This is a genomic window from Sporomusa sp. 246TCP1 (assembly GCF_057319775.1).
The window spans coordinates 596,342-614,947 of record NZ_CM170492.1; the positions used below are offsets into that span (position 1 = coordinate 596,342).

General features: G+C 41.8%; 3 protein-coding genes. All 3 read left to right on the forward strand.

The annotated features are described in order from the left end of the window. Positions 1-326 precede the first annotated feature (326 nt). The 3 genes from AC1ECB_RS02885 to AC1ECB_RS02895 all read left to right on the forward strand — a co-directional run bounded on the left by AC1ECB_RS02885 (position 327) and on the right by AC1ECB_RS02895 (position 18,587). Positions 327-15,161 (forward strand): amino acid adenylation domain-containing protein, encoded by a 14,835-nt coding sequence (locus tag AC1ECB_RS02885; protein WP_485667375.1) that lies wholly within the window; start codon positions 327-329, stop codon positions 15,159-15,161. Between the two features lie 91 nt (positions 15,162-15,252). Further along, complete coding sequence (locus AC1ECB_RS02890) at positions 15,253-16,479, forward strand: acyl carrier protein (RefSeq protein WP_485667376.1); 1,227 nt, start codon at positions 15,253-15,255, stop codon at positions 16,477-16,479. Between the two features lie 29 nt (positions 16,480-16,508). After that, on the forward strand, positions 16,509-18,587 hold the full coding sequence (locus tag AC1ECB_RS02895; protein WP_485667377.1) for a condensation domain-containing protein: 2,079 nt from the start codon (positions 16,509-16,511) through the stop codon (positions 18,585-18,587). The last annotated feature ends 19 nt before the right edge of the window (positions 18,588-18,606 follow it).

Here is an 18,606-nt window from a genome sequence, read left to right on the forward strand (position 1 = left end):
TTTTACGCTGGGGCAATGACTGGTGGAACTTTCCTTGAACAGGCAGATTATGACATTGCTCTAGACGACTATTCTTTTTTTCATGTAAATTTATGGAACTCAACTTTCGCAGCACAAATTAGGTAGTTGGAGAAGGCTTATGAAGCCGTTTAACATAGTGAATAGTGAACGTAGCGATGAAATTAGCTTTGGTGGGGGCAATCTTTTGAGCAAAACTTTAAGTAATCTTTAAAATATAGCTGCTTAAAGCATGCTATACTGATAATATAGATCAGGCTTGAAGTTATGTCACCAGATACGTTGTATCAGTAACAGAGGTGAAACCAATGTATAAAGAAGATACTTTATATTCAGTGAATAAATCACAAAAAGCTATGGTGTTAGAAAGACAACTGCTTTCAGACTCACTAGTGTATAATTTGTGGGGGTTGTTCAAATTACATAGTGAAGCCCCAATTGATATAGAAAAATTCTGGCAAGCTTATCAGGCTGTGATTGAAAGACAGCCTGAAACGCGGGCCTTTTTTGTAGAGCAAGAAGGAGAAATTTATCAAAAAATAGCGGCCAAAGTTACTTATGATACTCCTTTATATAAGGTCGATTCCCTGGAAGAATTATATGCCTTAAAAGCAAAGCTGAATACGCCGTTTGATGTAAGCAAAGCACCGTTATTTAAAGTTGCTTTAATTGAATGGGGAGATGACCTGTATTTTTTCTATTGTGTATATCACTCGATCACTGATACCATCGGGGTTATTGAATGGTTTCAAGAAACGTTGGATTTTTATTCGGGAAAAGAGTTAAAACCATTAGAGGTTACGGCAATTGATTTTGCCGAGGAAGAAGCCTTACGCCATAAATCCGGTCTATTAGAAGAACAGGAAAAGTTCTGGCTTGCCGAATATCAAGACGGTGTACCGGCCTTGGATATGGCGACAGATCTGCCTCGCCCTGCCATCTTACAGCATGAGGGCCGCCGGATGGTTTTTGATGTGGATGAAGCGATGGCAAGTGGAATCAAGCAAGTTGCCAAAAAAAATAAGGCAACGCCATTTTCTGTGATGTTAGCAGCCTATAGTGTGTTAATGTCCAGGTATACAGGTAAAGAGGATATGGTCATCGGCGTGCCTTTTGCGGGACGTATGCAGCGAAAATATGCAAGAACGATTGGCATGTTTATTAATAATCTGCCCTGGCGAGTGAAACCGTCTGCGAATAAAACGCTTGACAATTTCATCAAAGAAATTGATGCCAAGAAAGCACTGATGAACGAAAATCAAGAATATCCGTTGGCAAAACTAGTGGAAACTTTAGGGATACCAACCGATACATCCCATAATAGCCTGTTTGATGTGGCATTTAATTTTATCCCGGCGATTGGTGGAGTGCAGAGTGATGCGTTATCAATGGAGTTTGTTCGTGATGATGTTGATCCGGCAGTTTCCGATATTACTTTCCGGGTAAATAAAATGCCTAAGTCTTATTATATCGAGTTGACATATAGTAAAGCCTTGTTTGAAAGAGCGACGATGGAACAATTCGCGCGTCACTATCTGGCGGTGTTACGCGAAATAATTGCCGACTCGTCGGTAACGATAGCTAACATCCGGGTCCTGGATGAAACAGACAGGAAGCTGCTCCATACGTTTAATGATACCCGGGAAGCATATGATGAGCAGTTGACAATTGTAGATTTATTTAAAAAAAATGTAGGTAAATATCCGGATAGAATTGCCGTGAAATGCAACAACATAAGCTTAACATATGCTGAGCTGAACAGACAGACAAACCGGATTGCAAAGGCTTTAAAGAAACGAGGTATTGGCCGGGAAGATGTTGTTGCTTTTATGCTGCCGCGCACGGCAAATTTGCTGTGTGCTTTATTTGGTATATTGAAGGCCGGTGCGGCTTTTCTGCCGATTGATCCGGAATATCCGCTAGAGCCGATTACCCATGTGTTAACAGACAGCCAGGCAAAATATATTGTGATAGCTGATGCCGACAAAGAAAAAATTGCCAGTGGCAATTATATCGATATTGCCGAGTTATTGGCAGAAGAAAATCATAGTGATTTAGATAGTAATATCCGGCCGGAAGATTTATGTTATATGATTTATACATCGGGTTCCACGGGAAAACCCAAAGGCGTTATGATCGAGCATAAAAATGCAGTTAATTTTAGTCAGCCATTAACCAAGCAGCTTTTGACAAAATCCATCGCTGAACTTGGCCATACAGCAGTAACGATTGGAACCATTGCCTTTGATATCGCGCTGAGCGAAATTTTTCCGGCGCTTGCTAATGGCTTGACTTTAGTATTGGCGGATGAAGAGGAGACTCGCAGCCCCATTGCACTCGGAAACTTGATGCTGGCGGAAAAAGTGGATGTACTGCAAATTACGCCGTCCAGATTGTTGGCATTTTTAGAAGACGGTACCTTTAGAAAAGCGTTAGGAAACCTGACAGTATTGTTATCAGCGGCAGAAGTATTTACGCCGAAGCTGCTGGCGCAAATACGAAGCCTGACAACCGCCAAAATACTGAACGGTTATGGACCGAGTGAATGTTGTATCGGGGTAAGCTTTGATGAGATTACCGGCGATCTGGTGACAATTGGCCGGCCAATTAGTAATGTGGAAATTCACATTTTAGATGCCTATGACAATGAAGTACCGCTTGGTGTATACGGAGAATTATGCATTGCAGGAGCCGGTGTAGGCCGCGGTTATTATAACCGTCCGGAACTTACGGCGGAGAAATTTGTCATGTGGCAAGGCAAAAGAATGTATAAGACTGGTGACTTTGCCGCCTGGCGGCAAGATGGCAGATTGTCCTTCAAAGGCCGGGTAGATGACCTGGTAAAATTGAATGGTCTCAGGATTGAACTGGGAGAAATTGAAAATGCCATACAGAGTTTTGGTGGAATCAAACGTGCGGTTGTCCTGGTGCAAAGCATTGCGGCTAATGAGTATCTTTGTGCGTATTATCAGGGTGAAGCGGCAGTTGATATAGAAAAATTAAGAGCCTATCTGGCAAAAAGTTTAGTACGGTACATGATACCGGCAGTATTTATCAAGGTTGAAACCTTTGTGGTCACTCCGAACGGCAAAATAGATAAAGAGGCATTGCCAAAACCAGACCTTGCAAATTTACAAACAGCATACGTAGCTCCGACGACCAAAGAAGAAGAGCAGCTCTGTGAAATTATGCAGGAAGCCTTGGGCGTAAAGCGAGTAGGTATGAATGATGATTTCTTTGCGCTGGGAGGTACATCGCTTAAGGTTATTCAGCTGCAATTGAAAATTTATCAACAAATGCGAAAGCAGCTAAAAATCAGCGATTTATTTTTGTATACCACGCCGCGGCTGCTGCTAGAACTATTAGAAAAAAATGAAACAACCGAAATTTTGCCGGTTGCTCCAAGTGCTGAAAGCTATCCGACAACGCCGGCACAGCGGCAGATGTATATTTTAAGACAAACCGAAGCCAGTGCAACCAACTATAATATTCCGATGACCTATCGTATCCTAGGAAAACTTTCGCGATCAAAATTTGAGCAGGCCTTTGCAGAAATCGTGGCAAGACATAGTGGTTTGCGTACCTATTTTTTTGAAAAAGATGGAAATGTCCGGCAAGTAATTGTTGATAAAATCCAATATGAAATTCTGCAGCAAAAGGCCGAAACCGAAAAACAGGCAAAGGAAATGATTGCGTCCTGGATACAGCCGTTTGATTTAAGCAAGCCAGGCATTTTCAGGCTGGGCTTGATAGAAATCAGTCCGGCGGACACTATCGTATTTTTAGATACCCATCATATTATCATTGATGCCTTATCAGTAGATTTATTGATCAAAGAATTAATGCAGCTTTATCAGGGGGAAGCCTTAAAAGAAAAGCGGGTTGATTATAAAGATTTTGCCGTGTGGCAGGATGAGAGAATTGCCGAGGGGTTATTCGAAAAAGAAGATGCGTATTGGCTGGAAGTTTATAAAGATGAGATTCCGGTACTTGAGCTGGAAACTGACGAGCCAAGACCCTTGGTGCGCAGTGATGCAGGCCAAGATATTTTGTTTGAAATTGATCAGGATTTGATGCAGGATTTAAAACAAATCGCGCAAAAAGAGAAGACAACTTTATTCACCGTGCTCTTTGCAGCTTATGCGGCATGTATCGCCCGTTATGCAAGACAGGAAGATATTGTTATCGGCGTACCATTTTCCGGGCGGGTGCATCCTGATACGGAAAGTATGGTCGGCATGTTTGTCAGTATCCAGGCTATTCGCGTAAAACCGGCTGGTGATAAAACCTTTGCCGAATACCTGCATGAAGTGAAAGAAATTGTGCAAAAAGCGCAGGAAAATCAGGATTATCCTATCGAAAGGCTTGTCAGAAAACTAGGGATAAAAACAGATGCGGCACACAATCCGCTGTTTGATGTTGTATTTAATTTTTTGCCGGCAAATCAGAAAATCCAATATGAGGATATTTCGTTGCAAAGTTTTGCGGCCGACTATAACCAAAGTAAATTTGATATGACGCTGACGGTTGTGGATCAGGCAGAAACCTTATGCCTGGATATGAATTATTGCAGTGTTTTATTTAAAGCAGAAACGATAGAGCGGCTGCTAACCAACTTCAAGAGCTATTTAGCGGCAATTTGCCAACCGGAAGAAAAGCTCAAAAATATTGACTTTATTGCTATGGAAGAAAAAGAAACCTTATTGAAAGGTTTCCAAAACGTGGATGATTTGATTCTTCAGGATAGAACATATATTGAATTGTTTGAAGAACAGGCAGCAAGAACGCCGGAAAATATCGCGGTAGTCGATAAAAATATATCACTGACTTATCGGGAATTAAATGAAAAGGCTGATGTACTTGCTGGGGAGCTAATCTGCCAGGGCGTGCAAAAAGAAAGCATTGTTGCAGTTATGTTACCGCGAACGGTTGAATATATGATTGCCGTATTGGCGGTTATGAAAGCCGGGGGTGCGTATCTGCCGATTGATGCTGAATATCCGTTGGCAAGGATAGAACATATGCTGACTGACAGTGGGGCGCTTGTCCTCATTAGCCATGAAGAATATCAAGAAAAAGCTGTCGGCTTCGCTAAAACGTTTATCGCCTTAGAAACCTTTGAATTTCAACAAAGCGGCGCTAAACAACAGGTAAACCATCAGCCGCACGATCTGGCCTATGTGATTTACACGTCAGGTTCCACGGGAAAACCTAAGGGCGTTATGCTGGAACAGCATAACTTGCTGAATGTCGCCTTGTGGGCGAAGAAGCGCTTTGCAATGACGGAAGAGGATGCGCAGTCAGCTTATTTTAGTTTCAGCTTTGATGGTTCAGTGCGGGAATTGTTCCCTGCCCTGCTCAGTGGAGCCAGTGTGCATATTCTGGCGGAAGAACTGCTTTTATCGCCGGAAAAAATTAAAGAATATATTGGAACCCATCATGTTACGCTGAGTATCTTCCCAACCCAGTTTGCCGAAATTCTCATGCAGATCAGCCAAAATATTACCTCATTAAGAGCGATGGCAATTGGAGGAGAAAAATTAAAGCAGTATGAAAATGTACCGTATGAAATCGTCAACGAATACGGACCAACAGAAAATACAGTGGCGTCTACCGCCTTTAGTGTGGATAAACTGTACAAAAATATTCCGATAGGGAAACCGGTAGCCAATGTAGGCTGTTATGTTGTGGATCAGCATTTAAAACTGCAGCCAATTGGTGCGACCGGAGAATTATGTGTCAGCGGTAATCAAGTAGCCAGAGGGTATTTATATCGAGAAGAATTAACAAAACAAGTTTTTGTAGATAATCCGTACAAAAGAGGCGAAGTTGACGCTAAACTCTATCGGACAGGAGATTTGGTAAGATGGCTGGCAGATGGTAATCTGGAATACATCTCCCGCATTGATAAACAGGTAAAAATCAATGGGTTCCGGATAGAAATCGGTGAAATTGAATGGACTTTACTGGCCATAGCGGAAATAAAAGAAGCAGCGGTCGTGGATTTTGCAGACGAGCATGGCAGAAGCTATCTTTGTGCGTATTATGTGAAGAATGAGCAGGTTGAAGAGGCAACGCTTAAAAGACGGCTGCAAATGACTTTGCCGAAATATATGATTCCGGCGAAATTCATGGAAATGGAACAGATGCCTTTAACCCCGAACGGTAAGATCGATAAAAAGGCATTGCCAAAACCAGACCTTGCAAATTTACAAACAGCATACGTAGCTCCGACGACCAAAGAAGAAGAGCAACTCTGTGAAATTATGCAGGAGGCTTTGGGCATAAAGCGAGTAGGTATGAATGATGATTTCTTTGCGCTGGGAGGTACATCGCTTAAGGTTATTCAGCTGCAATTGAAGATTTATCAACAAATGCGAAAGCAGCTAAAAATCAGCGACTTATTTGTGTATACCACGCCGCGGATGATACTGGAACTTTTAGAAAAAAAGGAAGCAACTGAAATGCTGCCGGTTGCACCGGACGCAGAAAGCTATCTGACGACGCCTGCACAGCGTCAGATGTATATTTTAAGGCAAACCGAAACCAGTGCAACCAACTATAATATTCCGATAGCTTACCGAATCCTAGGAAAACTCTTAAAAATAAAATTTGAGCAGGCTTTTGCGTCAATTGTGGCCAGACATAGCAGTTTGCGTACCTATTTTTTTGAAAAAGAAGGAGATGTCCGGCAGGGAATTGCCGACCATATTCAATATGAAATTCTGCAGCAACAGGCCGAAACCGAAAAACAGGCTAAGGATATTATTGCGTCCTGGATACAGCCGTTTGATTTAAGCAGACCCGGAATCTTCAGGCTGGGTTTGATAGAAATCAGCCCGGAAGACACGATTGTATTTTTAGATACCCATCATATTATTATTGATGGCTTATCCGTAACTGTATTGATGCAAGAATTAATGCAGCTGTACCATGGAAAAGCCCTGGAAGCAAAGCGTGTGGATTATAAAGATTTTGCCGTGTGGCAAAATGAACGAATCGCAGAAGAATTATTCGAAAAACAAGATGCCTATTGGTTAGAGGTCTACAAAGATGAGGTCCCGGTACTGGAACTGGAAACGGATGAGCCGAGACCACTAGTACGCAGCGATGCAGGCCGAGATATATTGTTTGAAATTGACCGGAATTTGACGCAGGATTTAAAACAAATCGCCCAAAAAGAGAAGACAACGTTATTTACCGTACTCTTTGCAGCGTATGCGGCATGTATTGCCCGTTATACAAGGCAGGAAGATATTGTTATCGGCGTACCGTTTTCCGGACGAGTGCATCCTGATACCGAAAGTATGGTCGGCATGTTTGTCAGTACACAGGCTATACGTGTAAAACCAGTTGGAGAGAAAACCTTTGCTGAATATCTGCACGAAGTCAAGGATACGATGCAAAAAGCGCAGGAAAATCAGGATTATCCTATCGAAAGGCTTGTCAGAAAACTAGGGATAAAAACAGACGCGGCGCACAATCCGCTTTTTGATATCATATTTAATTTTCTGCCGGCAAATCAGAAAATTAAATATGAGAAAATTTCGCTGCAAAGTTTTGCGGCCGACTATAACCAAAGTAAATTTGATATGACACTGACGGTTTTGGATCAGGCAGAAACCTTATGTCTGGATATGAATTATTGCAGTGTTTTATTCAGAGAAGAAACGATAGAGCGGCTGCTAACAAACTTCAAGAGCTATTTAGCGGCAATCCGAAAATCGGAAGGAAAGCTCAAAAATATTGACTTTATTGCCGCAGAAGAAAAAGAAATTTTATTGCAAGATTTCCAAAACGTAGATGCCACTATTCCGCAGGATAAGACATATATCGAACTATTTGAGGAACAGGCGGCAAGAACGCCGGAAAATGTCGCGGTAGTTGATAAAACCATATCATTAACGTATCGGGAATTGAACGAAAAAGCCGATGTACTTGCCGGGGAACTTAGCAAACAGGGAGTACAGGCAGAAAGCATTGTTGCAATTATGCTGCCGCGGACGGTCCAATATATGATTGCTGTCTTGGCGATTATGAAAGCCGGAGGCGCGTATCTGCCGATTGATGCCGAATATCCGTTGGCAAGGATAGAACATATGCTGACAGACAGTGGGGCGCTTGTCCTAATCAGCCACGAAAAATATAGAGAAAAAGCTGTCGGTTTCGCTAATAAATTTATCGCTTTAGAAACTTTTGATTTTAAACAAAGTGGCGCTAAACAAAAGAGAACCCGTCAGCTGCACGATCTAGCTTATGTGATTTATACGTCAGGTTCCACAGGAAAACCCAAGGGAGTTATGCTGGAACAGCACAACCTGCTGAATGTTTCTTTATGGGCGAAAAAACGCTTTGTCATGACCGAAAACGATGCGCAGTCAGCTTATTTTAGTTTCAGTTTTGACGGCTCAGTGCGTGAACTTTTCCCTGCGCTGCTCAGTGGAGCCAGTGTACATATCCTGGCGGAAGAACTACGGTTATCTCCTGAAAAAATCAAAGAATATATCGAAAGCCATCATGTTACGCTGAGCATCTTCCCAACCCAGTTTGCCGAAATATTTATGCAGATCAGCCAAAATATTACATCGTTACGAGCGATGGCAATCGGCGGGGAAAAATTAAAGCATTACGAACCTGTACCGTATGAAATCGTCAACGAATATGGACCGACAGAAAATACGGTTGCTTCTACCGCCTTTAGCGTAGACAAATTATATAAGAATATCCCGATTGGCAAACCTGTAGCCAATGTAGGCTGTTATGTTGTGGATCAGAATCGAAAATTGCAGCCAATTGGCGCATTGGGAGAATTATGTGTCAGTGGCAACCAGGTAGCCAGAGGTTATTTGCATCAAGAAGAATTGACAAAACAAGTATTTGTGGACAATCCGTACAAAAGAGGCGAAGCTGACAATAAACTCTATCGTACAGGAGACTTGGTAAGATGGTTGGCAAATGGAAATCTGGAATACATCTCCCGGATAGATAAACAGGTAAAAATCAATGGATTTCGGATAGAAATCGGTGAAATTGAACAAACATTACTGGACATAGCAGAAATTAAAGAAGCAGCAGTAGTGGATTTTGCGGACGAGCATGGCAGAAGCTATCTTTGCGGGTATTATGTAAAAACTGCAAATATTGACGAAGCAGCAATTAAAAGCCAGCTGCATATGACTTTGCCGAATTATATGGTGCCAGTGAAATTCATAGAAATGGAGCAAATGCCGTTAACCCCGAACGGCAAGATCGATAAAAAGGCACTGCCAAAACCGGAATTTGGCTATGCTGAAAATAATCAGGAAGATGCACAGCCAATTGATGAGAAAGAACAAATGATCTGCGACGTATTTGCAAGTGTCCTTGGTGTAAAAGCAGTTACGCGTTTCGATAACTTTTTTGAACTTGGCGGGGATTCTCTGTCGGCGATTCGTATCGTAGCTGCATTGTCAAACAAAGGACATCATATTACCGTACAAGATATCATGCAGAAACAGTATGTCAATGAATTGGCCGCTTTGTTATCGGCTAAGCAGCAGGAGATTTTGGCGGAACAGGGAGTTTTAACAGGCGACGTAAAATTATTGTCAATTCAGAAATGGTTTGTCGAGCATCACCTGGAAGATCCCGATCATTTTAATCAGTCGCTGTTATTCGAAACAAAGCATCCGCTAGATGCAATTTTGGTAGAACAGACTTTGCAGGAAATCGTAGTACAGCAGGATGCGCTACGATTGTGCTTGGACGGGAAAAAATCCTGTTATTCTGCAGCGGTGAATTTTGGTTTCCAATCCATTATAGAGCCTGTCGAAGATATAAAATCTGTATTGAATGCCTATGAGAGGACACATTCTCTTTCCGAAGGAAACTTATTGCAAGGCGTTTTGTTCAAAGATACGGAGGACAAACAGTATCTATTTATATCCATCCATCATTGGGCAGTCGACGGGTATTCCTGGCAGGTATTTGCAGATTTGTTTGTTAAGATTTATCAAGCTTTGCAAAATCATTCCTATGAGAAAAACGCACCCAAAAGAACCAGCTACCGGCAATGGAGTGAGGAAGTTTTTAACATTGCAGCAAGGCTTGAAGAAGATGAAGTAAGGTATTGGCAGGATATAGATGCAAAATACACAGCAAGCGGTTTAGCGGGTAGAATAGCGACAGGCCTGGTTGAAGAAAAACATGAGCGCAAGAAACTTGTATTTGAAGCGGCAGTATTGTGGCTGAAAGATAGTTACTTAGTGCAAGGGGCAAAAGTCAACGAGATTCTTTTGGGTGCGTTGATTCATGCGTATGCAGAGCTCACACACAAACAAGATTTGGTGATCAAATTAGAAGGGCATGGACGGGAAAATATTGCTGATAATCTCGATATCAGCCAGACAATGGGTTGGTTTACTTCTATTTATCCGCTTGTGTTTGCAGCGAAGTCGGATTTAGAAGAGCAGATTGAAGTTGTTAAACGTCAATTACAACAGGTGCCACATCATGGCATTTCTTATGGCGCGTTGCGCTATCACACCAATAAGCTGTCAAAAGAACCAATAGAAACCATTGCATTTAATTATCTCGGCGAAGTTGCCAATATTGAGAATGACCTTTTAAAAAATTCCAAAATTGACGCAGAACATCCGGCTAGTGAAAAGAATCATATGCTCGATATTTTATCGCTGAACGGACTTGTTAAACAGGGAAATCTTGAGTTTGCGGTAGATTATGATGCCAATAAACTGGATGCCGCCTTTATCAACCAATGGATGGCAGGGTTTTATCAAAATATGTCTGCGTATATCGAAAAAATCAAAGAATATGCCGGCTGCTCCCCCTGCTTGGAAAGTCAAAAGGGAATTTACTTAGCTTGTGAGATAGAACAAGACTCTGTGAAGTACAACGAAGCCAGTGAAATTACCTTTAAAGCAGCGATCGACCCGGAGAAAGTAAAAAGGGCATTCCAAACTGTTATTGAGGCTAATCCGGGCTTTAGAACCGCATTTAAGGTAATTAGCGGAAAAATCCTGCAATTTGTCGCAGTAGATAAGGCTGCAGCTATTCCCATCTATGAAGAAACACCGGCTGCTTATGAATTGCACAAACAAGAATTTTCACGACCATTTGATTTGCAGACAGGACCGTTATATCATCTGGAAATCCATTGTGTGGAAAATATCGTAAAAGTCCTGTTCGAAATTCACCATATTATTTATGACCGGACCTCTATGTTTGTGATCTTCGAGGAATTGCAGCAAGCATTAGCTGGAAATGCATTAAATAGCAATAAGGCAACTTGTGCTCAGGCGGCTATCGAGGAAAGCGCAATGCGCAGCAGTCAGCATTATCAGGAATGCAAAGCGTTTTTCGTCGAACGATTTTCGCAGCAGGAAGTTGTGACAAAGCTTATCTATGACAAAAAAGAAAAAGCAGCAATCACAGGGAACGTTGCCGTAGAAAGCAGCGTAGAGTCGGCGCTGCATGAACAAATCATGAGGGTTAGCCGTCAGGTTCACATCACCGAAAATGCCGTATTCCTGAGTGCTTTGGACTATTGTTTGGCTAAATATACCAATAGTGAAGAAGTCGTATTAGGAACAGTAACAAGCGGACGAGAAGATAAAAAGTATGCCCAAACCGTAGGTATGTTTGTAAGAACAATACCGTTATATCAAAAAATCGAGATGGAACAGGATACAACAACTTTGCTAGTTGCCGTGCAGCAAAATTTGCAGGATAGTATCGCCCATAGTTTATACTCTTATTCTGAATTGGTAAGTGCAGTAGGAAGCTCGCAAAAGCCAATTTTTCATATTCTGTATACCTATCAAAATGTTGAAACAAACGATGTGGATGAGGAGAGCTTGCTGATTGAGGTACAAGCACTGCAAGGTAAAGACGCGAAATTCGATATTACATTTATGGTGCTTCCCTTAAAAGATTCATATCTCATCGGTGCGGAGTATAATCCGAATCTATATGAAAAAGCAACAATCCAGCGATTTATTGCAAACTGGAAATATTGCATAAAAACTATGACCGAGGATGTCCTTGCCTATAAAAACTGTGCGCTTAAAAATATAGATTTTATCGCAGACGAAGAAAAAGAAACCTTATTTATAGATTTCCAAAGCGTAGATGATTCGATTCCGCAGGATAGGACATATATCGAATTATTTGAAGAACAGGCAGCAAAAACACCGAAAAATATCGCCGTAGTTGATAAGACGATGTCCCTGACCTACCGGGAATTGAACGAAAAAGCTGATGTACTTGCCGGGGAACTTAGCAAACAGGGAGTACAGGCAGAAAGCATTGTTGCAATTATGCTGCCGCGGACGGTCGAATATATGATTGCTGTCTTGGCGATTATGAAAGCCGGAGGCGCGTATCTGCCGATTGATGCCGAATATCCGTTGGCAAGGATAGAGTATATGCTGACAGACAGTGGGGCGCTTGTCCTAATCAGCCACGAAGAATATAGAGAAAAAGCTGTCGGTTTTGCTAATAAATTTATCGCTTTAGAAACCTTTGATTTTAAACAAAGTGGGGCTAAACAAAAGAGAACCTATCAGCCACATGACCTGGCTTATATAATTTACACGTCAGGTTCCACGGGAAAACCCAAAGGCGTTATGCTGGAACAGCATAACTTGCTGAATGTTACCCTGTGGGCAAAAGAACGCTTTGTCATGACCGAAAAGGATGCGCAGTCAGCTTATTTTAGTTTCAGTTTTGACGGCTCAGTGCGTGAACTTTTCCCTGCGCTGCTCAGTGGCGCCAGTGTACATATCCTGGCGGAAGAACTACGGTTATCCCCCGAAAAAATCAAAGAATATATCGAAAGCCATGAAGTTACGCTGAGTATCTTCCCGACACAGTTTGCAGAAATGTTCATGCAAATCAGCCAAAATATTAATTCGCTACGGGCGATGGCCATCGGCGGGGAAAAATTAAAGCATTACGAACCTGTACCGTATGAAATCGTCAACGAATATGGACCGACGGAAAATACGGTTGTCTCTGCCGCCTTTAGCGTAGATAAATTATATAAGAATATTCCGATCGGGAAACCGGTAGCAAATGTTGGTTGTTATGTTGTGGATCAGCATTTAAACCTGCAGCCAATCGGCGCGGCAGGAGAATTATGTGTCAGTGGCAATCAGGTAGCCAGAGGATATTTGTTCCAGGAAGAGTTAACCAAACAAGTTTTTGTGGACAACCCGTACCAAAGAGGCGAAGCTGATGATAAACTCTATCGTACAGGTGACTTAGTACGCTGGAATGAAAACGGTGAACTGGAATACATCGGCAGAATCGATGGCCAGGTAAAACTGCGCGGGTTTAGAATCGAACTGGGTGAAATCGAAAGCAGAATAGCAGCATATTCCGGTATTACGTCAGCCGTTGCCGAAGTAAAAGAAATCAATGATACGCGGCACTTGTGCGCGTATTTTACAGCTAATCAGGCAATTGATACGGAGAACCTGCAAAGTTACTTAGCAGAGACGCTCACTGATTACATGGTACCCACGGCGTATCTGCAGCTTGACAAACTGCCGTTAACACCAAACGGGAAAATCAATCGCAAGGCATTGCCGTTGGTTCAGTTGCTAGCTAACGCAACCTATGCAGCGCCCAGAAATGAAATTGAAACAGTATTGGCGCAAACAATATCCAAATTATTGCAGATTGAAAGCGTAGGGATTGATGACAGTTTCTTCACGCTTGGTGGTGACTCTATTAAAGCAATTCGCATAGCATCGTTATTGCGTCAACAAGGAATGAAAGTAACGGTAGCTGATATTATGAAAGGAAAAACAATACGGGTAATCGCTGCCAAAGTAAGCAATATTGACAGTTTTGTTTTTGATAATCCAGTTTATTGCCAAGAATCAATGCCTATAGAAAGCAAGGCAGAAGGGTTTACGACGTATAATCAATCTACTATTGCAGCTGTATATCCAATGACCAGCGTACAAAAGAGCATGGTGTATCTGGCAAAGAATAGTACGGAGGCGTATTATCATGAACAGACGCTGTATGAAATAACCGATCCTGTAGATGCACAGCAACTAAAAGAACGGCTGAAAAAAGTAACCGCGGCGTATGAAGTGCTTAGAACCTGGTTCGATTTTTCGCAGGAAGGCCAAGCTATGCAGATTGTAAACAAAGCCGATACCATTGATTTCTTTTATCAAGATATCAGCAGCTTTAGTAAAAAAGCACAGCAAAGCTATATAGAAACATTGCAGTCCTTAGATAGAAAGCAGGGTTTTGATTTTGCTAAGGCGCCATTATTTAGAGTCAAATTAGTACAATTGAATGAAACCAGACAGCTCTTGATGATCTGTTTTTCCCATGCAATATTAGATGGTTGGAGTATGAGTATACTAATGAGTCAGCTATTGAGCAAAGAGGAAAAAATAGAACATTCACCGTCGAATCATCAATATACGGAATGGTTAATGCGGCAGGACAAAGAACAGGCGCGGGAGTTTTGGCGAAGATATCTGGGAGGAACAAAGCAGGCGACAATCATACCAAGGACAGCCAATGGAGTTAGTCGGCAATGTACAGAGAAAATGGTTATAGATGAACTAGAACTCCGCCGAATCAATACCTATTGCCAAAAGCATGATATAACCTTAAGCACCTATGTACAGGCCGCATGGGCAAGCAGCCTAATGGAGATGAATGGGACAGAGGATGTAACCTTTGGTTATACCCTGTCGGGAAGAGCGGAAGAAGTAGTTGGCATCGAAAAAATGGTAGGTAATTTTATCAATACGATACCAATTAGAATAAAGAGAGTAGGAGAAAGTGGCAACAAGCAATTACAGCAATTGCAGGCAGATACTATCCAACTACAAAAATATGCGTATTTATCGTTAGGAGAAATCCAGCAAGTGGCTAGGTTAGGGCATGCAGCCTTTGACCATTTTCTAACTTTTCAAAATACGCCGTTAATGGAAAGTAAACCTGGTATAAGTGCAATGAGTGCTCACAATAAAAGTATACATCACTTGAATGTTATGGTGGTGCCAGGTACTAATCTTATCATAGCAATAGCCTATGATAGTGGTTATCACAATTATGAACAGATACAAAATATAGCAAAGGTGTTTAGAAAAAAATTACAAAGTGTATAAATTGTTGAAGGAAGTTTGATTGTAATGAAGGAACATAATATATATATAAAGCAATTTAAAAACTAAAAGACTAAGAAAGAGGGTTTAATCCATGACAAAACAAGAAATGGGACAAGAGTTAATTAAAGCTTGGCGTGAGGTTTTTAAAAGTGACGACATTACGGAAGAGTCCAATTTTTTTGAAATGGGAGGAGATTCGGTAAAAGCGGTTCAAATTGTTACCTGGTTGATGCAAAAAGGCATTAAACTCGAAATCATGAAGATTTTTTCTGCGTCGACAGTTAAAGAGCAGATGGATATTTTGGAAGAAATGGCTCCAATTGTTCCTTTACAACCAGGTTCGACAGAGGGAATGGCAATGAATGGTCAGCAACAGCAAGGTGCGCCACAGATGCAACAACAGTTATGCACGCCGCAAATGCAGCAACAGCAAGGTGCGCCACAGATGCAACAACAGCAAGGTGCGCCACAGATACAACAGCAGTTATGCACGCCGCAAATGCAGCAACAGCAAGGTGCGCCACAGATGCAACAGCAGTTATGCACGCCGCAAATGCAGCAACAGCAAGGTGCGCCACAGATGCAACAACAGTTATGCACGCCGCAAATGCAGCAACAGCAAGGTGTGCCACAGATGCAACAGCAGTTATGCACGCCGCAGACGCAGCAACAACTATGCACGCCGCAGACGCAGCAACAACTATGCACGCCGCAGACGCAGCAACAACTATGCACGCCGCAGACGCAGCAACAACTATGCACGCCGCAGACGCAGCAGCAGCTATGCACGCCGCAAATGCAGCCACAGCTGTGCACGCCGCAAATGCAGCCACAGCTATGCACGCCGCAAATGCAGCCACAGTTATGCATGCCACAAATGCAGCAGCCACAGCTATGCATGCCGCAAATGCAGGAACAGCTATGCACGCCGCAGATGCAGCCTCAGTTATGCATGCCAGAACAGATGGCAGCTCAGCAACAAATGATGATGCAGCCACAGATGCCACAACAAAACGGTTTGTTGAAAGGATTGCAATATGCGGCAGCACCGGTAGAAAATCCTGTAATAGTAGATATTAACAAACCTAAATTAGGGGAAAAAGTAAATTCTCCGGAAAAAGCGTTAGCGATTGTTTTACAAAGCATTGTTGGCCGTCCGGTTCAAGAGTCTGAAAATTTCTTTGCAATAGGGTTAACATCAATTAATGTTATGCAAATAATTACACGTTGTGGGGAACAAGGTTATCAGGTTACAATGCAAGATGTAATAAGTAATCCGACGATAATAGAATTGGCTAAGAAGTTGGCGGCAGAGTAATATATAAGAAGAAGGCAGGTTGGCGGTTTATGATGAATCCGTATCTGTTTTTGATGTACCAAAATATCATGCGTAGTCGGATGATGGGGCAGCCCAATTTATATGGAACTCCTTATGCAATGCCCAATTTTCCCTATGTAAATCCACCGGCATTTCAGCAGCCACCACGCTCAGCCCCGCCGATGAAATATCAGCCGATGGCGGCGGAAAAAAAGCAACCGCCCAAACCAACCAATCCATTATTGGCGGAAGTATCTAAGTTTACGGCTAAGAATTTGGATGCGGCTGCCTTGGATAAGATAACTGAATTATATGGCTTAAATGTGCAGGATATTTATGAACTAAGTCCTGGGCAACAATGGATGTTTGATGAAGCGCAAGTGGTAACTTCGACATTTTTTACTCAAGCACTGATGAAAATTGTTGGCAAGGTTAATGTGGCAACTTTTAGGCAAAATTTAGATAAAGTTGTTAATAAACATGATGGTTTGCGTACAGCTTTTGTGCATACTGGTTTAACCAAGCCATATCAAGTAGTTTTAAAATCGCGTCAGGCAGAATTGTTATTGCGTGATTTTTCGCAGCAGGATGAATCTGAAATTGATGATTTACTGGAACAGCAAATGTTGGCTGACCGACGCCGCGGCTTTGATTTAGAACGTGATGTTTTAATTCGAATTGCAATTTACAAATTGGATGAAGCGTCGTCGGCCATATTAATATCCCTGCCGCATATTACGTTTGACGGTGTAAGCGCAATGATTCTTTTTAAAGAATTATTTGTTGATTATGCTTTTAATGAATCAGGAAAGGCGATCGAAGAAATTGCTGCCGGTAGATATACAAATTATATGGATTGGCTGGCAACGGTCGATAAGGAGCAAGAAAAAAAGTATTGGGTTGAGCTATTAACAGATTTACCAGCGTTTCGACCGATTCCGGGTCATCAGCCATGTGCGTTGGAATTTGTGAAAGCCAGCTCGGCGGTGGTGCTTGATGAAGCGATTAGCCAAAAATTGCAGACTGTACAAGCCCGCTCGAAGGCCACGCTGAATAATGTTATACAAGCTGCCTGGGGTGTAATGTTACAGAGAATTTACCAAATGGAAGATGTTACAATTGGTGCGATTTCGTCGGGGCGGGAAGGTGCGGTTGAAAATATAAACCATATATTGGGTGGTATGGTGAATGCAATTCCGGTACGAATTAAAGCAAATCCTTCCCTGTTATTTAAAGATTTAGTTAGCCAGGTACGCAAACAATTTTTTGAGTCGATGGAGAATGCACACTGTTCACCAAATGAAATCAAAAAATGGTTAGGACGTGAAATGCCGCTATTTGACCATTTGCTTAATTTTCAAAATTTCGCAGGAGCGGCTGATATGCGAAAAATGCCTGATTTACCGGGTATATCCTTAGTGGGAACAGAGAGTTTTGATTATTTGGCTTCTGATTTGTGTGTATATTTAGTAACAATAAAAAATAAGTTGCAAGCAAATTTTGTGTATAACGCGAATACCTTTTCTACTGGAACAATAAAATTATTGCAGAATAATTTCGTACGCGTAATTGAACAAATTTGTGATAATTCGGACATGCCAATCAGTCAGATACAAACAGATTCAATGGAAGCATTTAGGAAGATTGAAAAAAATGAAGAATTTGAACGTCTGCAAGTGGTTGGCAAATTAAAAGAAATGAAGTTATTTGCCGGATTAACGGATGAGGTTATTAAACGTATCTTACAAATGGCTAAAGTGAGAAGTTATACAGCTGATGACCGCATTGTCAAACTTGATGGCAAACCGCAGCAATTTATGGTTATCCTAAACGGTTTTGCAGAACTATCGGTTAAATCGTTAGAAGGTTGGCTAACTCCTGTACGGATACTTAAAGCCGGAGATACGGTTGGACTTGACGCAATCATTGACGAAGCAAAGAGCTTTTGGGAAGTTACAGCATTTTCAGACAATGTTGAGGTTTTAGTGTTGGAGCGGTTTACTATACTGGAATTACTGAGCAAATATGCTGTGTTGAAAATTAATTTATTGAGTTTAGTACATGACCAGTTAAAAATATCTACCCGTTTGTGGGTGAATGCAGAATAAATCTTAACAACAGTGGAGG

What these genes read in the sequence shown, in the direction of transcription:
- AC1ECB_RS02885 (WP_485667375.1), top strand. Translation starts at nt 327, where the DNA reads ATGTATAAAGAAGATACTTTATATTCAGTGAATAAATCACAAAAAGCT.
- AC1ECB_RS02890 (WP_485667376.1), top strand. Translation starts at nt 15,253, where the DNA reads ATGACAAAACAAGAAATGGGACAAGAGTTAATTAAAGCTTGGCGTGAG.
- AC1ECB_RS02895 (WP_485667377.1), top strand. Translation starts at nt 16,509, where the DNA reads ATGATGAATCCGTATCTGTTTTTGATGTACCAAAATATCATGCGTAGT.